The organism is Vulcanisaeta sp. EB80 (assembly GCF_002078205.2).
On record NZ_LCWN02000018.1, the window covers coordinates 1 to 20,767 of the forward strand.

The following is a 20,767-nucleotide window of genomic DNA, read 5'->3' on the forward strand; positions in this document are numbered from 1 at the left end:
CCCACCGACAAAGCCCGATGCGGTGTAGGAGTGCCGTAGGGCTGGTTGGTGGGGGTGCCGGCTCCTAGGGACCCGATGGGCTCTGGAACTCCAAGGGCAACCCTAGGAACCGGCACGGGGAGTGGGCCCTGGAGGGAAAGGCACGGGCAACACCAAGCCGCCAAAACAAATAGGCAACAAAACGAGACAAAGAAACAAAAACTCAAAACCACAAGCGAGGAAACAAACAAAAGCCAGCAAACCCCAGCCCAAAAGAAATAATAGCCAATTGAGGATTGAAATGCCACGAAGAACAACTGAGTAATTAACGAAACAAGGAATTAAACAAAAGGTTTAATCAATGGTTCGAGGGATGGGAAAAGAGAAAGTCATCCCTAGGGGTTGCTGAACAAGTGGCTAGGGAAGTGCGGGAACAAAGGAGTTATAAGGCACTAAGGCGAGAGAGACTTGCCCCGCAACCCGGCGGGGCCATAGGGGGCACCTGACTTGTGCCCTCGGTGGGTGTTTCGGGGGGGTGTGGCCCCGGTAGCCGCCTCTCGGCGACACCCGGGTGCACCCCCTACTCCCCCACCGAGGGCCTCATGCCACCACCCCCTCCCAAAGCAAAAACCAGGAAAACAATGAAGATTGGAGGAGGAAGTGGTTGGTCATGCCCCCGGTGGGGAGACCCCACCGAGGGCACAAGTCAGGTGCCCCCCTATGGAGAGGTCAAAACCCGCACAGGGACCCAGCCAAGGAGAAGATGCTCCCGCGCTCCTTGGCTGGGGTAAGCCCGCCGGGGTTGGCCCGGTGGGGAAGGCGGGGGAGAGACTTTCAAATGCCACTATGCCGCTTAGCACCACCAACGCAAATGGTGCCGTATTTTTCGCAACAGTACTTAAACAACTGAAACAGAGGGAGGTGATGTAGCCATGACCACCCCGCAAACCCACGGCTGTGGGGCGGGTAGGAGTAGGCTTGTGGAGGAAATCGAGGAAATACTGAGGAGACGACTTGGTTGGAATGAGATTATGATGAGCAATATCATGTGGAGATTTATTGATGTCAATGTAGAGGAATTCCTTAGCCGAGGCATAAATCCGCATATGTGGCTTTACGCCTTAAATGGTTTAAGCGCAGAAGATCCGTATTGGCTTGGGGTGTATTATGGTGACTTATACGTAAGATGGCAAGGTCGAAGTGCCACCATAGTATTACATACAACAAACACAATTGACGCGATATACTTTATGATACTAATGAGAACAATAGCAACACCAAGCGTAGAACTCATATGGTCACGCAATCAATTATCAGTGTATTATCGCGTAACTCTAGAACGCTGGCCGTGGCACGATGTCGATCCCAATATAATAAGTAGCTTCAGCATAAGCGACGTACTGAAATTTTTCGTTGGGCTGCTTGATACGGACGGGTCAATTGACGTAACGTATATAAAGCAGAGAAATAGAAAAGGCGAATTTAAACGCAGGCTTGAGGTGCGTATATTTGCTTGCAAACAGAAAGAGTGTGCGGATTTTTTGTATTATATAAGGGATGTAATCTATGAAAAGTTAGGCATTGAAGGCGACGTATTACTGCGCAAGGAAGATAGCGAATTACGGTACATGGGAAGGCATGGCGCTGAATTGCTTAAATATATAAGGCAATACATAGCGCATCCGTTAAAACGACTAAGAAGTGAAATATACCTAAAGTATTACGATGGGGAATTGAATTGGAGAGAATTCGATCACCTTTATATACCGCTAAAATACGATAGCAATATCCATAGCGACCCAAAGAGAGGTAAAGCTGTCGAGATACTTACCCGAGCGGCCCCACAAACCCACACCCACGGGGACAAAATAAAACCAAAACATAAACCGAAGAATTAAAACAAAGTTAATGGGGCCGGGGCCGGGATTTGAACCCGGGTTCACGGGCTCCATTGGCCTCCGTCCGGATCACTCCGTCACGGATCAGGCCCGCATGCTAACCAGACTACACTACCCCGGCGGGTTGTTTGTTTTGTGGGTTTGTTTAAAGTTTTCTTTTCGTGGGTTTTGGTGTTTTGTCTGTGTTTTGTGTGTTTGGTGCTGTATTTGTAATCGTATGTTTCAATTCTTCTATTTTAGATTTTGATTCGTGATTTATTAATTCCTTTTCTGTCTCTCTTTTGGTCTCTGTTAAGGGCATTATCTTAGTAGTCGATGCGCGATTCGCAAGGTCTCTGGTGGTCTTGTGGTCACGATGCCCGTGAGTCTCTACTGAGCAATTCAATTGCTCAAAAAACTAGTGGTCTCTGACGGCGGGATGTAATGCCCAATAGCCATGGTTTTAGCTTGGGCGTTGTCACGGTAGGCGTTCAGCTAACGCTTGAATGTTCCACTACTTGCCTTAATGCCGATAAGGCCCAGAGCCCTCTTAATAGTAATCTCTAGCTTAACCCCCAGAGCCGAGCTTATCGGCTATGTGATCCAGGGGTAGTGCAATTAGCCGGTCGGGGACGTAATCAATGACGTAGGTGGTGTACTTAGGTGTGTGGGGTCTATGACTTGGTGTATCTCTATATTCGTCCTCAAGCCGAAGTTCTCCCCACCTTCAACACTGTAGAACTTGACCAATCCTTGACTAACAATCTTCGGCCTGGATACATGCATCGTTTAAGCACTAACTGATTTTTAAGGGAGTTCGTGCACGGTCTCAATGTTTTTAAATGGAGGTGGGTGTTTTTGCGTAAGGTGGGTCCATGGGCAGGGTAGTATGGATGGCACTGAACCCTTACTTCGTGTTCTTCCACGTCCTCTTCCCAATCATCATTATCATTGCACTCGTCATCCCCTCAATCCTACCTCGGATAACAACCATGATTATATCAACCCTCACCCTCACATACATCACCGCAATGCTCTACGTGCTACTACGCAGGAATCCCGTAGTTGGGGTCTTGTTCACTGAGGATGGTTTGGTTGTTCATAGTGCGAGGGGCTTCACCGTAGCGAGGAACATGGTTGTTACCGGTAACGTAGTCTGCATTAGGAAAACGCCCAGGGGCATAAGGCTGCGTATAAGGCATGGCTCGCTTGATTACACAATACCACTAGACCAGATACAATATGAGGCGTTAATCAACGCATTAACCACCCACTGGGGTTGGATCCCGCCAGAATGCCCGAGCAACTAATCCAAGCCAGGTTAGAGAAGTGCGAGGGTTTAATGAGCAAGGGAGTCAATGCAATCCATCATCACCTATTGCGTACCTGACCTCCGTGTCTGGCGCATCGAGTGGGGACTCCGAGCTTTGGCGCTTGGGATCTCCCGGCTGGATCTAGCCACGCAGTATTTCGTATTGACTAGGCTGGGCTTTGATAAGCGTTGGTTCGGGATGGTCGATGTCAGCTCAGCCATTGAGGCAGGTTGCCGTGAAACGATAGAAACGGCTGGGAGCTAATGTGGAATAATGGGTATGTCGTGCTTATGTACGTGCCTGTTGGCTGCCTTTACTGCCTTCCTTCCTTATTTTTTCGAAGTATATGTATGTCCTTACTATGTACGCGTACAGGAAGATCCTGTATGCGACCTCGCCTCCTCCCTCGTACCACCACCTCTTGGCTATCTCGACTACCTTATCGATTTCCTCTAGGGTTATTTCATCCAGGCTCTTTGACGCGACTGCCTTTATGTACTCGACCTCTTCCTTACTTATTGGGTTAGCCCTAATAGTGCCCGCCCACCTCGTTATTTCATGCTTCAGGAACTCCGCCTCGTCTCTCGTTAGTACGTTCTTGATTCCCAGGTACTCAATCATTAGGGAGTTTATTGAGATCAGGGCCCCGCTTATGGAGTCGGCGAATCTAGCGAGTCTCTCATCGATTTGCCTAAATCGCTCATCAATTTGCCTGAACCTCTCATCGATTTGTTTGAACCTCTCGTCAATCATTGCGAACCTCATGTCGATTTCTCTGAATTTGCCGCCTAGCCAGTAGGTTATCCAGGCTAGTGTTGTGAGTATGGTTGCTGTGGATGCCGCGATCGTGTATATCGTGGTTAAATCCATGGTTTGCATTAGATTAGGTCCGTAAAAGTTAATTAAGCTTTCGGCATTAGATGCGAGGCTTAATTATGGAGTTATTACGAGAAATAAAGGTTATGCTATAATCCAGGCTGTACTCTATTTCGTAGAACTTAGGTACTTTATGCAGCATCTAATAATTATAGTAGATTAATAAGTCGAGAACATCGCCCACGGACTTGCCCTTGTTTAGTATAGTTATTGACATCTCGAGGTTTAGAATCTCGTTTACCGTATCAATCCTAGTCTCCCTAAATACTTCGTGTTCATTTAGATAATTCCTGAACACGCTCAATAACCTTACCTAGGCTCTTCCCCCTAATTGTACATGGCATGTAATTAATACTGTCCCTAACGTACTTTCCGTAATCCATGTCGCACTCCACGTAAATATAATCATAGTTCCTCACCAAAACACTCATCAAATCTTCACTGAGTTGATCCCTTTTAATGCAGTAAGTGTCTACGTAGAGGTCTGCCTTTTAGAGCGGCCTAGATATTTCTGTTCGATTTATTTTTGGTTTTCATTTGGTGTCGTGGGTGTGGGGTTATGGTTTTTGTTCTGTATTATTCGTTGTTTTTGTTATGAGCGTTGTTGTTAAGGTTATGGTAAGTCCGGTTAGGAATAGTATTGCGAGCGTTTTGAGCGTGTTTTGGTTATATAGTTGTGGTGCTACTCCTGTGAAGCCTAGGGCCCAGGCTATGTAGAATAGTAGCATTAGTGCTATGCCTAGGGTGATTAGGTAATTCCTTAGTTTCTTGCTTATGGTTGGTCTTGGGATGTTGGGTAGGGCTGCGGCTATGGGTAGGGCTGTTAGTATCATTAGCAATGTGTAGCCCGGCCTGGCCAGCGCCTCAATAATGCCTGGGGTGGGGCATTTTGCCTTTTCCGTGGATTCTATGGTTATTGGGCCTATGGTTACGTTGACAGGTAGGACTGGGGTGCTCGGTATCAGGAGCACCTTTATGTTGGTTTTTGTCCAGTTCGTGATTGTGAATTCACCCTTTAATGCATAGCTTCCCGTGCCCGTTATGTTCATGACCACGCTTTGGTTAGGCATTACCAGTACTACCTGTGCCCAGGTGAATTTAATGGGCTCCTTCTCGAGTGATAAATACACCAGCGCGTATGTCGGTATCTCCCCTGGGTATTGAACCGTTTCATTATTGCTTATTACATTCATTCCCACGCCCTGGGTTACGTATAGGATTAACGGTTGATCCGTCATTATTGATAGTGCGTAGGTTCCTGGTGTTACGTTTAGATTAACATTGAACTCTATTGGGTATGGTTTCATACCCTGTACTATGGGTGGCGCGGTGGCTGTTGCCCTACCCACCACCTGCCCATTCCTTAGTATTGTTAGGGCTAGGTTTGCCTGTTGCTCTGAGTAGGATACGCCGTAGATTATGACCTTTAACACCTCCCCCGTGAAGTTTAGATTTAGGTTGAAGGTTACGGTGGAGTAGGCGTTTATTGGTAATACTGTGCTCGTTAAAGGTGTTGATATAATTCTTGGTATTAGCACATTGGTATAGTATGATTTGATATAGGGCGATATTGATAATAGGGTGCTAACGACATAGGTACCTGGTGGTATTTCCAATAAACCTGACTCTATCAAAAATACCTTCTGGTAAGTGCCACTTAATAGTATTAACCCCTCATTACTTGTAGTGTAGCTAGATGAGTTGGTTGATAATTTATTAATACTGATATTGAAACCGTTAATTATAGGTACACCACTGTAGTTATTAATCACGAGTTGGTAATAGCCACAGATCGCGTATGTACCATTCACAGGCCTGGTGCTGGTTACTTTACCAACCACTAATCTACCGGGCTTAATCATTAATGAACCAAGGGATGCCCAGGTTGGAACCTCAATGCGACCGCTTGGTGCCAGGGAAACCAATTCATAAACTCCCGTGGCGTTTTGGTTAAGTGATGACCAATTTGCGCCGAGACCACCGATGCCTTGATATGGAGGCCATAATGGCGATAATGGTGACATAACCACAGTCAGCAACAGCGAGACGCCAAGGACGAGAGCACCAATCCTCCTATCCCTTAACTTAGCTAGGGCCTCGACCAACGTTATTATTAGTACGGCTGACATTATCAATTGATAGCCAACGCCACCGAGTACTGTGGCGATTAACGCGGGGATTGCCGTGCCTAGGCTTGTTAATTGTATGAAGGCTGTGGTAGCTAGACCATAGATGAGTTGGTTGATTATTCCTTGCACTGTGACGACTTTAATTAATGAGAATGCATTAGCTAACATGTAGTAGGTGATTGCCATGGATCCTATCGTAATGACGTATTGGTCAGACTCTGTGAACTTGTGCTCAATTAACCAATGGGTTATTGGTATAAGTATTAGCAGTAATGCGGCGGTTGGACTTAAAATAGCCGTTAATATCGCCAATGTGGTGCTCACGAACCTGTTATCAACATCGACGTAGTAATAAGTGGCTATTGCAAGCGCAATCGCCAGGGATTGGGGTTGCCAGGGTTCAAGAATTGAGGAAAGCAGTGATGCGTTGATTAGTGAGGAGAGCACGATCATGACTAGGTGATTACTTGATAGGCCCCTTAACCTACCAATCCTGTAGGTGTAGATTGCGATTAATGCGTTACTTATAATTATTAATGCAACAATTATTGCTGGTGAGTACCCACTCATGATTATGGGACCAAGCATTAGGGATTGCCCAAAATCCCTCGCCGTAGCGCTAACAATGCCCAGGGACTCCCTGAATAGCTCATCAAGTATGTAATAATTGGGATCACCGTTAAATACCTGGAGAAATACGTATAAGGACTCGGCAACACTTAGTAGATAGGTAAAAGCCCCGATCAATGCCCTGTTTGCGATATCGCGATTCATTGCTAACAAAGGACCCTCTACGTTGAGATAATTAAAGTATTATTTCGTATTGCTTAAGTACGTGGTACAGTGCCTAATACCTATTAGTAAGTATACTAGTGAATCAAGTATTTCACCCACAGATCTACCTCTACTTAGGGTTATTGTTGGTATCTCAAGGCTCAAACCACCATCTACGGTATCAATCCTAATCTCCCTAAATATCTCACGCCTACTTAAGTAATCCCTAAGTATGGGTAATACCCTGTCCAAATCCCTTCCCTTCACGGCACAAGGTACGTAATTTACACCATCCCTCACGTACCTTCCATAATTCATATCGCACTCCACATATACGTCGTCATAATACCTAACCAACACACTCATTGGGCCTGTGGAGCTGTTTCGGTTTTTATAGTTAATTGTAACGCTTATTACCATTAATTACTAAGATGCTGGGTTTATAAACCTAGGACTAACGCCCTTCAACAGTGACCCTGGAGTCCCGAGACCCGCAGGGCTGGGAACCGCGGGCGACCGTTGGCGAGCCACTGCGGTGAGCGGCTCCGGGGAGACCGTCGAGAAGGAGACGGCGGGTAAACGAACACAACCTGCCGTCTCCGGAGAGACGGTTAATTCCTAAACTCCCTTTTAATCATTAACTAATGCTGGCATGCACTGGACAAAAACCATTTTTGTTTAAGGGCTTGAATAAGCTTTTAAAGGGACTTGTGCTTTTCGTTATTTGATGTCTTCAATTGAGGAATTAATAACTGGAACCGCGGTTGGTGTGAGGGCTAGTGATGGTGTTGTACTTGCGGCTGAGAAGAGGGTGGCTTATGGGTTCACGATGTTCAGTAGGTCTGGTAAGAAGGTGTTTAAGGTCAATGATAACATTGGTATAGCCTCCATAGGGATACTCGCTGATATGCAGGTGCTCACGAAGATCGCTAAGGCATACATGTCACTCTACGCCCTGGACACGAAGACAAGGCCAAGCATTAGATCTGCAGCTAAGTTGTTATCCTACGTACTATTCTCAAATAGGATTCTCCCATACTTCGTGGAGGTTCTCGTAGGTGGTGTAGATGATGAGGGATCACACCTGTTCATAATGGATTCATTGGGTTCATTGATAGAGGATGATTACGCCGCGGTAGGTACAGGAACGAAACTCGCGATCGCGATACTGGAGAGCGGTTATAGGCAGGGCATGAGCATTAAGGAGGCGAGGGATTTAGCGATAAGGGCAATAAACCAAAGCATATCAAGGGATCCCGTGTCCGGTGATGGAATCGACATACTAACAATAACGGGCAATGGAACTACCGAGGAAACAATACCACTACAACCACTGAGACTTTCATAAAAAGTAATACCCTGTACCCCGCCTGGAGGAGGTCTTTTCATTGGTGGGATATGCCCAACTCGAGACCTCACGCCAGCGGGGCTGATTAAATCATGCCTTAAGGCGGATTAATACTTTTATCTTCACATTAATGCCCTTCTTAACATTGATGAGCCTCCACGGGACTGATTGGTGATGTAATTGGTCTTTGCTGAGGGTTTATTAGTCTAGACACACTGGTAACTATTTGGATGGTAGTCCTCATTGTTAGGTATGGTGAGGTCTCCATCAAGGGACTTAGTACCAGGTCTAGAATGGAGAAGTTGCTGATGCGTAACATAGTCGTTGGTTTGAGGTCTATGGGTATCGAGACAAGGGTCAGGAGGGGTCAGGGTAGGTTATTCGTTGAGATCCCAGGCGATAAGATTAGGGAAAGCATCGACTTAATTAGTAGGGTTTTTGGCGTTAAGTCCGTCTCGCCGGCTAAGGTCTATGGATTTGGCAACCTCAATGACCTAGTCAGTATGGCGGTTAAGGAGTGGAGTGAATTAGTTAGGGGCAGAACCTTCGCGGTCAGGGTTAAGAGGGTTGGCAATCACCCATTCACATCAATCGATGTAGCAAGGGTGGTAGGTGCGGCATTAAAGCCGTTCAGTGCTGGTGTTGACTTGGAACGACCTGGCGTGGAGTTGTTCATGGAGATTAGGGGTAATAATGCGTACTTGTTCACGGAGGTCGTTAAGGGTCCTGGTGGATTACCGCTGGGTTCTGAGGGTAGGTTGTTGGCGTTGATTTCTGGGGGCTTTGACTCGCCTGTTGCGGCTTGGTTTATGATGAAGAGGGGTGCGTACGTGGATGCCCTATTCTGTTCCCTAGCCTATCCGGTGGATGTGATTAACTTCCTTAGGGTCTCAAACGCCCTATTTAGTAAGTGGTCCATTGGTTATGATCCAAGGTTATTCATACTGGATTGTTCACAATTAGTTAATGAGTTTAGGGAGCGGGCAAACCCACACATGTGGAGCGTGTTGTTTAAGAGGGTTCTTTATGAGGTTGGTGCAAGGGTTGCTAAATCCGTGAATGCCCTTGGACTCGTAACCGGGGAATCCCTTGGACAAGTTTCATCGCAAACCCTGCATAACCTAATGGCTATCGAGTATGGTATTGACATGCCGATTTATAGACCGTTGATAGGCCTCGATAAAGATGAAATTATGTACTACGCTAGGCTTATAGGAACTTACGAGGAGTCCATGAGGACTGAGGAATTCTGCGCCCTATTCTCGGAGAAGCCTAGGACTAGGGTTAGTATTGAGGAGTTGAATAATGAAACGAATAAGTTAAGGCCGAGTCTCATTGATGACATCCTATCAACAATGATAACCCTAAGAACCAGCGCGATAGGTAAGGTTTTGGATACCCTAATGCAGGAGGTTAATGATGTGGATATTAGTGAGGTGCCGAGGAATGCCGTGATTATTGACTTAAGGAGCAAGGCAGAGTATGAGGCGTGGCATTTCCCTGGCGCGATAAACGCAAGCCCTGAGGATTTGCCGAAGATCGTGGAGCACATGGGTAGGGACAAGACCTACGTGTTGTACTGCAAGAAGGGTTTGAGCAGTAGGTGGGGTGCGCTTGAGCTTAGGCGGCTTGGTGTTAAAGCCTTCTCCATAAGTATTGAGAGGTTGAGGAGGGATGAGGACATCAAGAGGGCCCAGTGAGGGTTATGTAAGGTCTAGGGCTCCGAGGGGATTTCATCTTGAGGTTGCTAGGTCTATTCAGAGGATGTTGGCTGGTAGGGTTGTGGAGAGGGACTTGGTGAGTGTTGATGATGTTGATATAATCGCAGGGATTGATGTGGCTTACATCGAGAAGGGCAGTGAGGAGATTGGGATCTCCGTAGCCACCGCTTACTCGTTGAGTAGGGCGTCTGTCATTGAGTGGAGTTGTTGGGTTGGGCGTATTGTGTTTCCGTACGTACCGACCCTGCTTTCCTTCAGGGAGTTGAAGCCCATGGTCAACGCTTACCTGAGACTTAGGGCTAAGCCGCAGGTCGTGTTGATTGACGGTCATGGTAGGGCGCACCCATTCAGGCTGGGTATAGCGAGCCACTTCGGGGTTTGTATGAGGGTGCCGACAATCGGTGTTGCTAAATCCCTACTCTACGGTAGGGTGGGTAATGGGGAGGGGCCAATAATTGATCCAGACACTGGTGAGGTTATTGGTTGGGCGGTGCGGTGTGCGCCTAGTAAGTTAACATACGTGAGTGTTGGTCATGGTATATCGTTGGAGAGTGCGGTAAAGCTCGTAAAGAGGTTATGTGTAAATTCGCAGATGCCAATACCAATACTTCACTCCCACAATAGGGCTAATGAACTCAAGAGGAGAATTGGCAGGAATATTGACTGGGAGAATCTCGATAGTGCGTGTTCAACATCGATAATATGAATGGCACCACACAGGCTAGCTAACCCTCGGCCCACCATACTTCCTCAATGCATCCTCCAACTTCTTCTTATCAGCCTCACTCAGGACGCCAGGCTGCTGCTCAGGCTTGACTATCCACCTATCCACGTACCTACTCATGTTCTGCAAAACCACTATCCTGCTCGGTGGGTCCTCATCCATGTACCTGAAGTTCCCTCCCTGCCTGTTGATCTCATCAAGTAGTTTCATTGCCCAGTCCCTGACCTCCTCGTGCGTGAGCATGTCACCCCTACTAAGCCTATACACGGAGTGCCCCAGGTTCATGTATGACTTAACCTCAATGAAGTGTGGGTTCCCAATAACCATGAGCTTCGCAAACTCTGGTATGTACCTTGGGTCGTAATTCAAGCTCCTTATCAGGGTTATCCTAATGACTGTCCTAGTGTTAACCTTACTGAGTAGCTCAAGACTCCTTAACCACCTCTCCCACGCATCCTCCCTATACATGACGGGCACGTTAATCCTATAGAACAACTCCCTATTCGGTGCATTACAGGATAGGTACAACTGCGTTGGCAATGCATCCTCACGCTGCAGTCTCTCTAGCATCTCTGGGTGCTCGCCATTGGTTACTATGAATATCGATTTCGTACTTGGTAAACCCCTCAGGTACCTAACAAGTTGGGGCAGTTTTGGGTATAGTGTTGGCTCTCCAGATAGGGATATCGACCAATGGGTCGGCGTCAGGGCCTCCCTAGCCCTCTCCCTAGCCTTCGGATGACCAAAGTACCCCGTCAACAGCCTATACCTCTCCATGAGGACACCCCTGATTAGCTCCTCAGGGTCATCAACAAGGCCCTCGTTTGGCGTGAACGAGTCGAAGGTATCGGTCGGTCTCCAGCAATAAACGCACCTATTACTACATACCATGCCCACGGGGCTAAACTCAACACACCTGTGGGAACCACCTGCAGGTGCTCCATAGAACTTGAACTTATAGCAACTCTGTTCCTGGGTTAACGCACTCCTGGTCCAGTGGCAGAGTTCTACCGTGGAGTGGTTGTAGATTCCGTAACCAGCCCTCATGAGCTTAACCTTAGTCTCATCGCTAATCCTGAGCCTAACCCTACCACCAACCTCGCCAATAACGTGGTACTTCAACTGCTCCTTAATTAATTGAGTAGTACGCTCCATTTACGTCACAATTAAGACCGGTACTTTAAATATAAACTTTTAGTCGAAGTTAAACAACACCGCCTACCCGCCTCCAAAGCCTAACGTACCAATCGGGCAAGCCCAAATCCTCAACCCTAACAGACCTATCAGGCGTGTAGGGCTTAATATCGAGGACTGGCGTGCCATCGAATAGGTCAAGCCCAGAAACCCTGAGGAATCTACCATCCCTGCTAACGAGCCTAACCACACTAAGCCCAAGCTACCAAGTGGTTCCGAGGTTAGGAATTACGTGCTGGCCGATGAAACGGTAACCCTAGAATATTAACTGCCTAATCTAATACGTAGTGCCCCTCCTGGCATCATACCTAACCGCGGTAATGCCCTGGGAACACTCTACAACAGCAGCCGTAAAAACAACACACAAATGCTGACGACCGGAACCATCCCGAAGACCTCTGCCCCTGAGCGTAGCAGAGGGTCCCTGCCAGACATTGCATAGCCATCGACCCCGCGGGTGTGGGTTTGTGGGGCTGCCCTGGCTAGGGCTTCTAGGCCGTGGTATCTTTTTGGGTCGTCTTTGTCTCCATATTCCGTCAAGTCATAAAGTGTAGTGAGTGTTTCACGGTCTATTTTGCCATCGCGAAGCATTAGGATTAACTTAGCCCTTAAACGCTTCAACGGATGTCGTAGGTGTGGTGTTATAAGCCTAAGCAGCTTGATAGCATTTCTCCCATAAACCTTTAACCTAGCACCATTGCTTACCTCGTCCTCATACATATGGCTCTTTATCCCTAGTTTTCCCAATGCATCTTCTATGATGTCAAGAAAAACCCTTTTCCCGCAAGCCTTGCATGCTGTGATCTTTATGTACGGCGTGGAATTAGTGAAGCTGTATTCGATTGAGCCATCCCCGTCCACCGCTCCGGCGATCAGCCTCGGTACATCCTCAGGTCTTAATGTCCTTATACGCTTAATTAGTTCTTCATAATTCGCCCACTCCCACTTATCTGCCCTGACGACAATGAGGTATCCCACCTCTACGATACCTGTTTCTCTATCGACCCACCATATTTTTACGGTTGGTTGTACGGGTAGGAGCAGTGAGAAAAACACGGCATCAACTGCGTTGGTGGTGTTCAACGAAGCCTTTATGTATTTATATTTTTTATAAAATTTAAAAGTTTCAGAGTTACCTAAGTCGGTTAGTGCTATGCCCATGAAGTAGACTTCGTCAAATCCTGCATGAACCCAATCACAAGGCTCTATGCCGTATCTCCTAAGCATCTCGGTATCAATGCCGATGAAACGCATCAACTCCTCACACATCCTAACCTCATCCCAACCAAACCTCTCTCTCAATAAATCCTTAACACGCTTTACAATATTAACTCTTCTTGCCTTACTTTTCAGTTCGATGCCGCATTTAATGGACCACTTATTTAAGGTCTTTGTACTCATATTCATCGCATTCCTAATCCAACTCTTTGACACATCAAGACTCCTAAACAACATTAACAGTTTACACCTAAGCCCATAATTGTCGCTGTCTCTTGACCATAGCTCGTGAACTAACCCCCTAACTCTATCAGCAACCTCCTTGCTGATTAGCCTACCATCGTGGCAGTCTGCCTTTATTAACTCCTCGATCTTCCTCATGGTGCATTCCTTGTCGTTGTTCTCTAGGCATTTCATTGCCTTGCCTATTAACTCGGTGCATGTCTCTATCCTCCCCGCCTGGGTGGGTTTAGGCAGGGAGACTTCGTTACTCGATTTCAAATCCTCCTCATTGTGCATCGGGCCTTTGCCGACTCTCGGCGGCCCATTGTTAATTTTAAACCCACCCATAGCGATGCACCTAATTCGGCGCATAATTGAAACACCTGTGCTTACTTAACTCATTCATGAGTGTTTTGGCTGCCTCGCTGCATAGTTTTGATCCCATACACTTACTGTAAACGAAGCCCCACAGTTGGCAATTGGCTCCTCGATATGTTAACAGCCATGCTAGCGGCCAGTCCACACCCACACCCGCCAATACTTATCTTATCAACTAGGTTTATAAGGTACCACGAACGTGGTTAATGACGAGTTGAACCGTAAACGAGGCTTCACAGGAACGAAGAGCACCAATATGCACACCATACCAGCTAAGAGCAACTACAATGCAGACAAAAACCTAATACAGAGGCACGTAAAGCCGGAAATAATGAAGAAACTACCGAAGGTAATACTCACATAGAGCTTACCCAGCCCTAAAAATGAACCACACCAACCATCCACACAATACTAATGAAGAGCAACCACAACAAACACACAACACAACAACACGCACCGAAAACAATGATAGAAAAACTACCGAGAGTAGTGCTGGCGTGAGGAGGTGTAAACTCTTCGGTACCCCATGCCCTGGAGAATCCCGTGTAGAGCATTACCACGTAGTTCCGCTGTATTTTGTTGCCAAACTTCTCTAAATCCTCCCTGGTAATTGGTTCACCAAACTTCCTATAGTAACCTGTGGTGACCAATGCTTTAATTATTGTGACCTTTCCCATTATTGAGGAGAGCTTAACTCTGACCCTAATTGCCATCAAGTAATGTATTGAATAAAAGCCTATATGCATTTCCCGTGTTGCTTACATGTGTTAGTAAGATTTTTAATTAATCCAGCCATAGATAGGGGGCTATGTCGAGAAACACGAATATAAATAAGGCATTGTTAATAGCCGTGATAGTACTTGCCATAGCCTTAATCGGTGTGCTTGTATACTTCCTAGTGCCTAAACCCACAATAACGCCTACGTTGGCCACCGCGTGAAAACATTCCCAATCCTTTCCCGTAAAAACCCAACCAAAATTCACACGTGTTGATAACTCCTATATTAGGCGTGTCCTCGGTTCATGAGATAGTGGGCATAGGCACGTTAATGAACACCGTTATCGAGGAATAATACTCGTGGTTAAAAACTAATTAGGGAAGCAAAAACCTTTAAACCATAAGTAATAAGCAATCATCGCCGGGGTGGCCGAGCCAGGTCCAAGGCGATCTCCGCAGTATCGACTACGGAGACCTTTACGGGCCTGCTAAGTCCGTCCCCGCAAGGGGGCCCGGGTTCAAATCCCGGCCCCGGCACCAAGAGTATTGTTTTACGCGGTTTGGTTTGGGTTTGGTTTTTACGCCTAGGGCAATTGTTATGTTTTGTGTTGTTCTCTCTTCCTTGTACATTGACCATTTATAGAGGGAATCCTAGGCAATTAACTTTATACTATTACCATGCTCAATACTGGATTGTTGTATTGATAAAACTTGGGAAATAATCATTTGGGAAAAAATTAAAAATACTTAATTTTAATAATTAGCTCGTGCTTTCTAAATCAAGACTAATAGTCGTAGTCTCAATGATGCTGCTGATAGCACTAGCGCTCATAAGCATAACAACCACGGCACAATTCGGCACAACCCCAAGCCAATACTACACAACACAAGTAATTATGAACCTAGAGAATGGACAGCAGAACTTCACCGTGCCCCATGTGTACCAGGGTGATAATAATGGCACCTCAATAAATCTGTGGCCGATGTACCTCAATCCATTGTTGGCGGGCATTTACTGGAACTCTACTAGTCATGCAAGACCTAACCAGCCGGTGCTTGAATTAGCTACCAGTGAATTATTAGCTGATTTAACTGAATTAATAACTAATTTAAATAATGTAGGTAATACATTGAATTCTGCAATTAATGGGATTTATTCCCTATCTAATGAATTAACTAGCCGTCAATACAATACAGCCGGCGTCATGTTCTGGAACGAGACCTACAATGGGGGCTTGGTGAAAATAACGATTGTTGGCACGTACTTCAACACGCTTTCATTTTTAAAATACTTAAATCAATTTTTATCAATTATTCTATCTAATATGGGTATACCACCATATATATCACCACTTATATCATTACTTATATCCCACCTTTTATCCTACGCTGAATCTTCATTGGCATCTTCATTTCCCCCTGCCGATGGTTTCGAGATATACCTATTCCTAACCCCAACGACGTGGGGCATAAGTCCTGCATACAACAACTCAATACCATACACATCAACAATTGCATGGAAAGGTACTACTTATCCATCGCTTATTGAGGGCGATGTTATCTATCCCCAGAGCTCGACACCGTACATAGTGGTTCAGTGGGACCCATACTGGCAGATTGGGAATAGAACCAATGGTGCTACTGGGCAGTGGAATGTGTGGGTTGTGAGTAATACTAATGGTAATAATCCGAGTGTCGATCCGAGTCCATCGCCTAATATTGGTAGCCTATACGCTGGTTGGGATGGTATTGGCACGGGTGCTTTTCAGCCTAACCCAGGTGATCGAATTAACATAACTGTGACTTATGACCCATTTACGAACACGCTCACTGGTGTTGCTACAGACTTAACCACAGGGCAGTCAGCAAACTTCACGCTGAACTTAGGCAATTACTACACACCACCGAGTAGCGGCAATTACGTATTCGGAGTAGGAGCAAGTGGTGGTGGTTATGCTAATTGGGCTTTATTATACGTGGCAGTAACTCAGCAGGTACTTACTTCTGCCGGTGCCAATGTCGTTATTACGGAGCCTACCGGGTTTAGTGCTGTGCCTATTTGGGCTGTGGTTGTGGATGCCGTAGCCATAGTAATCATAGCAATATCAACCACAATACTAATAATGAGTAGGCGCAGTAGGCGGTGATGCCGTATATCCGTAAAACTAAGCCTTGCATTAAATAGCTATACTTCATAATTATTAATGAGTTAGGTAATGATCAATGTCGTAGAGTTCCTTATTTAGGAGCCGCCAATCATGCATTGAAGTATCATTAGGTATTAAGTAGCTAAATCTTTAATTTAAGGTTTGGTTAACTGGTGATTTAATGGGTTTAGGGTTTAGGCGCGGTGGAGGCGGTGTTAAGTTGCTGATTGTTGATTGCCCTAGTGATTTTGGTGTCACCTTCTCAGGCAAGTTAATTACTGGGCGCGGTGAGCGTGAGTTTAGGGGATTATTGTTAGATAGGTTGGAGTACCTAGGTAATTTTGTTAATTATTGCCTTGGTGGTGATTATCTGAGTGTTGGTGATGATGCCGTTGGTTATGTGGCTATTAATGGTAAGTACGAGTTCGTGGGCGATTTTAACAGCAGTGATTTAAGAGGTGCTGAGAAACGAATTAATGTCGATAGGGTGAGAGGGTTAGTTATACTCGCTCCATATAGTGAGATTGGTGTTTCGAGTGAGATTAATGAGGATTCTGCGGCGAAGATCTCAATACGTGATTGCTCCAGTGGGTATTATTGGCATATTGGTATTGTTGCTGACGGCGTTGGGGGGTTCGGCAAGGGCGATGTGGCAAGTGCATTCACGGCGATGAACTTCGTATGGAGGGTTGCGAATAGGGTAATTCATGGTGGTATTGATAGTAATACCCTTAGGGATATTGTTAGGTCGATTCATGAGGATCTCTATAATGAGTATACGGGTAGGGGTGTTAGTCTCGGTTCGACCTTGGCTGGTGTTGTCATTGGGCATAAGGATGGTGATGCCGAGGCCGATTTCTATGTGGTTAATGTTGGTGACTCACCAATATACCTAGTGGTGAATGACTCAGTTGAGGAGTTATCAGTTAGTGACAAGGTCTTTGGGCACTCCATATCGCAGGCCATCGGTTACCTGCTTCATGAGGTCCATGTTAGAGGTGGTAAATTGTATGATAATGATTACCTGGTGTCGGTGTCTGATGGCGTTTCGGATGTGGTTGGTCTAGGGGCTATCAAGATCATGACTAAGAGGTATAGGTACCCATGGCTCATTTCGATGAATCTCGTTAGGTACGCTAAGGCATTGGGTTCCAAGGATGATGCCTCGGCATTGACGGTATGGCTAAAGGGTTAAACCTGTTGGTACTTAAACAATATGGTTATGTACGGCTGGTCCTGCGATATGTAGGCTAGCATTAGGTAATCATTATCATCGAGCCTGGTTGACCTCGTAGGATCACCTCTAAGGAATATGCGCTTGCCGGTGGAGTTTATGACCCAGGTGCCATTTTGGCTCACGTCCCTAATGAACCACCCATCATTACACCAATTAATTTGACAGTGGGTCCTGCTTATGTGCTGGTATGGGTCGTTAATGAGGACGTAGACCGCCCCCGAGCGTTTCTCAACCCTGACAAAGCCCCTATGTCTCTCCCTACCAATGATTATTAACTCGTGATCCCCAACCTCGAACTCCACCTCATCGTACCTCTCATACTCACCACCTCTCATGAGCATGATCGTTAGGTTCACACGGAACCACTTACCAACCGGCCTACAGCCCTCAAGCACTACACCATACGGCTGAAGTTGCTGTGGTAACTGCACAGTGAGTTCCTTACCCTCATAGAACACCTCATGAAAAACCCTAGCCATCTCCACAGCATCCCTAAACCTCTGCTGAGGCTCCGGGTTCATGGCCTTGCCTATGAATGTGAGCAGTTTCTTAACCTCCTCGTCACCAATCCCATCAACCCTCCTCCTAATTAATGTTACAATATCATCAATGCCCCGTGGCAACTTCTCAGGATCATCACCAGTCGACATGAAGAGTAGTACGGCACCTAACGAATAAACATCGCTTCCCTTACTAGACTTACCAAGCCTTTGCTCCGGTGCCGTGTAGCCCCCTGCAGCCTCAACAATCCAGTTATCCTTCTCCTCATAATCGAACTTCGCAGTGCTGAAGTCTATCAATTTCACCTTGCGCCCAGACCAATCAATAACTACGTTAACGGGCCTAATATCCCTATGCACAACACCTGTGCTATGGACACAAGCCATAGCATAGAGCAATTGGTACATCAAATGCCTCAGTACATCCCAGGGAATCCTCTCCTGCCTCTGAATGAACTCCTTTAACGAGACCCCCTCAACAAACTCAAGAACTGGGAACTTGAGACCCGACTTGTCAGGTAAGTAGGCAAGATCTATTAGGTTAACCACATACTCACTACAACCCCCTAATTTACGGGTCTCAGTAAGCGCAGGCTTGGTCTCTGGACTTACCGTAGTTGCTTGTTGTTGCGCAGCGTCTTTATGGACTTTATCACTGCAGAGTTTTGATAGGCTCTCTACCTTACCGATGAAGGACTTGCAATCATTAATTAAGGCATTAATATTATCATTACTTAACGCTATTGCTGAAACAAACCTATTAAAACCCCTTAGGCACACCTCGTAGCACTTATCCCTAGCTGAGGAGCTATCCGAGTATAATCCCTCGCAATCACCAAAGCACTCTATCAAAGTCGAGACTAGGTGGGTGTTATCAATCACCGAACTGGACTGTGTGGTGGCACCCACGGCTCGCTGCTTCTCGCTTAAACTCTCACCCATTAACTTACGTAATGCCTCGACCTCCCTATTCAACCCTTCAATATTCACGTCAGCGTTCTCCTCTGTTTTTGGTTCCTTAATAACCACCTGCCTACCACCTGCAAGATCTTCAACGAGCCAAACCCTGCTCATACCACCCTCACCAAGCAACCTAACCACCCTATACCTCCCACCACCATCACCATAAACAATGGAGTTCGGCGAAAGCGCACTCATAAAGCCTAGAGCATAAATCACAAATGCAGTTTTAAACTTTAATAATCATCAAAACCAATGCGTAATACTTAAAAATCACAAATACTGAGTTTTACCAATGAGAGGGAGAACTATAATTCTAGGATCCACCGTTTTACTAATTATATTAGTGACTCTGGCAACACCCTACCTCGCCCAAGCACCACCAACAAGTGTTTCCGTAGGTGCTTGTTATGGACCTATAACCATATACCCATCTGACTCCCTAGGGAATTTTAAGAGCACATTCACAACAGGCGAAACCGTGTATTTAACGCTTATAGATGAGCAAGGCTGTGCACAACCAGTAACAGTCACAGTAACCGTCAAGGACCCAACCGGTACTTTAACTACATTAATCAACAATCAATACACATTACCTGCTGGCGTTAAGACCACACTTGCGCTTTTTAAGGTATCCACAGCCAACCCCAGCGGGCAATGGATAATTTATGTAACAATTGACGGTGTTAACGCAGCGCCAATTGCTATTAACATAAACTCACAGTCACTACCATTGCCATTGTGGTTGTTAGCGACGATAATCATCACAGTTGTTGCGGCAGTGCTCGGAGTCCTCGCCGTCATGCGTATTATGGGAGGTAAGGGTATAGGGGGTAGAGGAAGGGCTAAGGAGGAGCAGACTAGGGTGTTACCGGCCCCGATTCAGCAGGCTCCAATAACGGCTCCAGAGAGGGAGAGGACGAAGGTCGGTGTTGTGCTTTATAGGTTGAGGCTTCCTAATGGTATGGAGATACCCGTTAGTGAGCCCTATAGGGTCTTTGGTAGGGAGACCTTTGAGAGGTATGGACTTCCCAAGGATGCGCTCGACTTCATAACCAGGGAGGATAGGGGCGGGCACTTCAAGATATACCTAAGAGGTACGAAATGGTTCATCGAAGATCTAGGCAGCACAAACGGAACCCTACTCAACGGCGTCGAAATCAAGGGCAAGGGACCACAGGAACTGAAAAATGGCGACACAATAAGCCCGGCTGGCGTTATGAACATAGTTTTCCGTATTGAACAGGTAGGTTAAACAGATGTTTCTCCTTTGTCAGCTTAAACCTCTGAGACAACTGATATCTTACTGCTTCTTAATATCGGTTCTATACCTAAAGGAGCGAGTCTCAGGTTCCGTTTGTACTGCCTATGTCCTTATCATTTCTTCAGTTAATGAAAATTAAACCTCAGAGAGATACCTTATTAGGAATCTATAATATTACCGTGGTTTTA

23 protein-coding genes and 2 tRNA genes are annotated in these 20,767 nt (G+C 46.2%); 12 read left to right on the top strand and 13 right to left on the bottom strand.

Features of this window, described 5'->3' with window-relative positions; genetic code table 11:
• Window positions 1-911 precede the first annotated feature (911 nt).
• Window positions 912-1,877, top strand: coding sequence for an LAGLIDADG family homing endonuclease (locus B7L70_RS04785; RefSeq protein ID WP_081226751.1), 966 nt, complete (start codon window positions 912-914; stop codon window positions 1,875-1,877).
• An 11-nt stretch (window positions 1,878-1,888) separates the two neighbouring features.
• On the opposite strand, the gene B7L70_RS04790 is transcribed toward B7L70_RS04785, so the two are convergent.
• Window positions 1,889-1,998: transfer RNA gene (locus B7L70_RS04790), tRNA-His, on the bottom strand.
• Window positions 1,999-2,474: 476 nt separating this feature from the next.
• Window positions 2,475-2,642, bottom strand: coding sequence for a hypothetical protein (locus B7L70_RS13280; protein WP_162009098.1), 168 nt, complete (start codon window positions 2,640-2,642; stop codon window positions 2,475-2,477).
• 89 nt (window positions 2,643-2,731) lie between these two features.
• Here B7L70_RS13280 and B7L70_RS04795 point away from each other — a divergent pair, with 89 nt between their 5' ends.
• Both B7L70_RS04795 and B7L70_RS13285 read left to right on the top strand, forming a co-directional pair.
• Complete coding sequence (locus B7L70_RS04795; protein WP_081226752.1) at window positions 2,732-3,166, top strand: hypothetical protein; 435 nt, start codon at window positions 2,732-2,734, stop codon at window positions 3,164-3,166.
• Between the two features lie 117 nt (window positions 3,167-3,283).
• The gene (locus B7L70_RS13285; protein ID WP_162009099.1) at window positions 3,284-3,433 is read left to right on the top strand and encodes a hypothetical protein; all 150 of its coding nucleotides are present in this window, start codon (window positions 3,284-3,286) and stop codon (window positions 3,431-3,433) included.
• 24 nt (window positions 3,434-3,457) lie between these two features.
• Here B7L70_RS13285 and B7L70_RS13905 read toward each other — a convergent pair whose 3' ends face one another.
• The 5 genes from B7L70_RS13905 to B7L70_RS04815 all read right to left on the bottom strand — a co-directional run bounded on the left by B7L70_RS13905 (window position 3,458) and on the right by B7L70_RS04815 (window position 7,314).
• Window positions 3,458-4,048, bottom strand: coding sequence for a hypothetical protein (locus B7L70_RS13905; RefSeq protein WP_238376107.1), 591 nt, complete (start codon window positions 4,046-4,048; stop codon window positions 3,458-3,460).
• 139 nt (window positions 4,049-4,187) lie between these two features.
• Window positions 4,188-4,349, bottom strand: coding sequence for a hypothetical protein (locus B7L70_RS13290; protein ID WP_162009100.1), 162 nt, complete (start codon window positions 4,347-4,349; stop codon window positions 4,188-4,190).
• Window positions 4,321-4,476: a hypothetical protein gene (locus B7L70_RS13295; protein WP_162009101.1), complete on the bottom strand. Its 156-nt coding sequence runs from the start codon at window positions 4,474-4,476 to the stop codon at window positions 4,321-4,323. Before B7L70_RS13295 ends, B7L70_RS13290 begins: the two co-directional genes overlap by 29 nt.
• Window positions 4,477-4,602: 126 nt before the next feature.
• Window positions 4,603-6,948 (bottom strand): hypothetical protein, encoded by a 2,346-nt coding sequence (locus B7L70_RS04810; RefSeq protein ID WP_081226754.1) that lies wholly within the window; start codon window positions 6,946-6,948, stop codon window positions 4,603-4,605.
• Window positions 6,949-6,987: 39 nt separating this feature from the next.
• Window positions 6,988-7,314 (bottom strand): hypothetical protein, encoded by a 327-nt coding sequence (locus tag B7L70_RS04815; RefSeq protein WP_143701538.1) that lies wholly within the window; start codon window positions 7,312-7,314, stop codon window positions 6,988-6,990.
• A 361-nt stretch (window positions 7,315-7,675) separates the two neighbouring features.
• On the opposite strand from B7L70_RS04815, the gene B7L70_RS04820 reads away from it, so the two are divergent.
• The 3 genes from B7L70_RS04820 to B7L70_RS04830 all read left to right on the top strand — a co-directional run bounded on the left by B7L70_RS04820 (window position 7,676) and on the right by B7L70_RS04830 (window position 10,723).
• Window positions 7,676-8,296 (top strand): proteasome subunit beta, encoded by a 621-nt coding sequence (locus B7L70_RS04820; RefSeq protein WP_081226756.1) that lies wholly within the window; start codon window positions 7,676-7,678, stop codon window positions 8,294-8,296.
• Between the two features lie 230 nt (window positions 8,297-8,526).
• Window positions 8,527-9,996, top strand: coding sequence for a tRNA uracil 4-sulfurtransferase ThiI (gene thiI / locus B7L70_RS04825; RefSeq protein WP_081226757.1), 1,470 nt, complete (start codon window positions 8,527-8,529; stop codon window positions 9,994-9,996).
• Entirely contained in the window at window positions 9,971-10,723 is a 753-nt protein-coding gene (locus B7L70_RS04830) for an endonuclease V (protein ID WP_081226758.1), read from the top strand. The genes thiI and B7L70_RS04830 overlap by 26 nt, the downstream gene beginning before the upstream one ends.
• A 15-nt stretch (window positions 10,724-10,738) precedes the next feature.
• On the opposite strand, the gene twy1 is transcribed toward B7L70_RS04830, so the two are convergent.
• From twy1 to B7L70_RS13300, 4 genes are all read right to left on the bottom strand, one after another.
• Entirely contained in the window at window positions 10,739-11,896 is a 1,158-nt protein-coding gene (gene twy1 / locus B7L70_RS04835; protein ID WP_081226759.1) for a 4-demethylwyosine synthase TYW1, read from the bottom strand.
• A gap of 49 nt (window positions 11,897-11,945) precedes the next feature.
• Window positions 11,946-12,125 (bottom strand): TrmO family methyltransferase, encoded by a 180-nt coding sequence (locus B7L70_RS04840; RefSeq protein WP_081226760.1) that lies wholly within the window; start codon window positions 12,123-12,125, stop codon window positions 11,946-11,948.
• Between the two features lie 146 nt (window positions 12,126-12,271).
• Window positions 12,272-13,723, bottom strand: coding sequence for an LAGLIDADG family homing endonuclease (locus B7L70_RS04845; protein WP_081226761.1), 1,452 nt, complete (start codon window positions 13,721-13,723; stop codon window positions 12,272-12,274).
• A gap of 10 nt (window positions 13,724-13,733) precedes the next feature.
• Window positions 13,734-13,898, bottom strand: coding sequence for a hypothetical protein (locus B7L70_RS13300; RefSeq protein ID WP_162009102.1), 165 nt, complete (start codon window positions 13,896-13,898; stop codon window positions 13,734-13,736).
• 54 nt (window positions 13,899-13,952) lie between these two features.
• Between B7L70_RS13300 and B7L70_RS13305 the strand changes: the two genes are divergently transcribed.
• Window positions 13,953-14,117, top strand: a complete 165-nt coding sequence (locus tag B7L70_RS13305) for a hypothetical protein (protein WP_162009103.1) — start codon at window positions 13,953-13,955, stop codon at window positions 14,115-14,117.
• Window positions 14,118-14,130: 13 nt separating this feature from the next.
• Here B7L70_RS13305 and B7L70_RS13730 read toward each other — a convergent pair whose 3' ends face one another.
• The gene (locus B7L70_RS13730) at window positions 14,131-14,466 is read right to left on the bottom strand and encodes a hypothetical protein (protein ID WP_238376108.1); all 336 of its coding nucleotides are present in this window, start codon (window positions 14,464-14,466) and stop codon (window positions 14,131-14,133) included.
• A 95-nt stretch (window positions 14,467-14,561) separates the two neighbouring features.
• On the opposite strand from B7L70_RS13730, the gene B7L70_RS14110 reads away from it, so the two are divergent.
• From B7L70_RS14110 to B7L70_RS04860, 4 genes are all read left to right on the top strand, one after another.
• Window positions 14,562-14,693, top strand: a complete 132-nt coding sequence (locus tag B7L70_RS14110; RefSeq protein WP_255408844.1) for a hypothetical protein — start codon at window positions 14,562-14,564, stop codon at window positions 14,691-14,693.
• 198 nt (window positions 14,694-14,891) lie between these two features.
• Window positions 14,892-15,011, top strand: a tRNA-Ser gene (locus B7L70_RS13310).
• A 227-nt stretch (window positions 15,012-15,238) separates the two neighbouring features.
• A complete protein-coding gene (locus B7L70_RS04855; protein ID WP_081226763.1) occupies window positions 15,239-16,618 on the top strand; it encodes a hypothetical protein in 1,380 nt (459 codons plus the stop codon).
• Window positions 16,619-16,799: 181 nt separating this feature from the next.
• Entirely contained in the window at window positions 16,800-17,813 is a 1,014-nt protein-coding gene (locus B7L70_RS04860) for a PP2C family serine/threonine-protein phosphatase (RefSeq protein WP_081226764.1), read from the top strand.
• On the opposite strand, the gene B7L70_RS04865 is transcribed toward B7L70_RS04860, so the two are convergent.
• Window positions 17,810-19,513 (bottom strand): FHA domain-containing serine/threonine-protein kinase, encoded by a 1,704-nt coding sequence (locus B7L70_RS04865; protein ID WP_081226765.1) that lies wholly within the window; start codon window positions 19,511-19,513, stop codon window positions 17,810-17,812. The two genes, B7L70_RS04860 and B7L70_RS04865, sit on opposite strands and share 4 nt — an antisense overlap.
• Window positions 19,514-19,610: 97 nt before the next feature.
• On the opposite strand from B7L70_RS04865, the gene B7L70_RS13910 reads away from it, so the two are divergent.
• A complete protein-coding gene (locus B7L70_RS13910; protein ID WP_238376109.1) occupies window positions 19,611-20,570 on the top strand; it encodes an FHA domain-containing protein in 960 nt (319 codons plus the stop codon).
• Window positions 20,571-20,767: the final 197 nt, after the last annotated feature.

What these genes read in the sequence shown, in the direction of transcription:
- B7L70_RS13905 (WP_238376107.1), bottom strand. Translation starts at nt 4,048, where the DNA reads ATGCAAACCATGGATTTAACCACGATATACACGATCGCGGCATCCACA.
- B7L70_RS04830 (WP_081226758.1), top strand. Translation starts at nt 9,971, where the DNA reads ATGAGGACATCAAGAGGGCCCAGTGAGGGTTATGTAAGGTCTAGGGCT.
- B7L70_RS13730 (WP_238376108.1), bottom strand. Translation starts at nt 14,466, where the DNA reads ATGGCAATTAGGGTCAGAGTTAAGCTCTCCTCAATAATGGGAAAGGTC.
- B7L70_RS04865 (WP_081226765.1), bottom strand. Translation starts at nt 19,513, where the DNA reads ATGAGTGCGCTTTCGCCGAACTCCATTGTTTATGGTGATGGTGGTGGG.
- B7L70_RS04860 (WP_081226764.1), top strand. Translation starts at nt 16,800, where the DNA reads ATGGGTTTAGGGTTTAGGCGCGGTGGAGGCGGTGTTAAGTTGCTGATT.
- B7L70_RS04820 (WP_081226756.1), top strand. Translation starts at nt 7,676, where the DNA reads ATGTCTTCAATTGAGGAATTAATAACTGGAACCGCGGTTGGTGTGAGG.
- B7L70_RS13295 (WP_162009101.1), bottom strand. Translation starts at nt 4,476, where the DNA reads ATGAGTGTTTTGGTGAGGAACTATGATTATATTTACGTGGAGTGCGAC.
- B7L70_RS14110 (WP_255408844.1), top strand. Translation starts at nt 14,562, where the DNA reads ATGTCGAGAAACACGAATATAAATAAGGCATTGTTAATAGCCGTGATA.
- thiI (WP_081226757.1), top strand. Translation starts at nt 8,527, where the DNA reads ATGGTAGTCCTCATTGTTAGGTATGGTGAGGTCTCCATCAAGGGACTT.
- B7L70_RS04810 (WP_081226754.1), bottom strand. Translation starts at nt 6,948, where the DNA reads ATGAATCGCGATATCGCAAACAGGGCATTGATCGGGGCTTTTACCTAT.
- B7L70_RS04795 (WP_081226752.1), top strand. Translation starts at nt 2,732, where the DNA reads ATGGGCAGGGTAGTATGGATGGCACTGAACCCTTACTTCGTGTTCTTC.
- B7L70_RS04815 (WP_143701538.1), bottom strand. Translation starts at nt 7,314, where the DNA reads ATGAGTGTGTTGGTTAGGTATTATGACGACGTATATGTGGAGTGCGAT.
- B7L70_RS13910 (WP_238376109.1), top strand. Translation starts at nt 19,611, where the DNA reads ATGAGAGGGAGAACTATAATTCTAGGATCCACCGTTTTACTAATTATA.
- B7L70_RS04785 (WP_081226751.1), top strand. Translation starts at nt 912, where the DNA reads ATGACCACCCCGCAAACCCACGGCTGTGGGGCGGGTAGGAGTAGGCTT.
- twy1 (WP_081226759.1), bottom strand. Translation starts at nt 11,896, where the DNA reads ATGGAGCGTACTACTCAATTAATTAAGGAGCAGTTGAAGTACCACGTT.
- B7L70_RS13280 (WP_162009098.1), bottom strand. Translation starts at nt 2,642, where the DNA reads ATGCATGTATCCAGGCCGAAGATTGTTAGTCAAGGATTGGTCAAGTTC.
- B7L70_RS04845 (WP_081226761.1), bottom strand. Translation starts at nt 13,723, where the DNA reads ATGGGTGGGTTTAAAATTAACAATGGGCCGCCGAGAGTCGGCAAAGGC.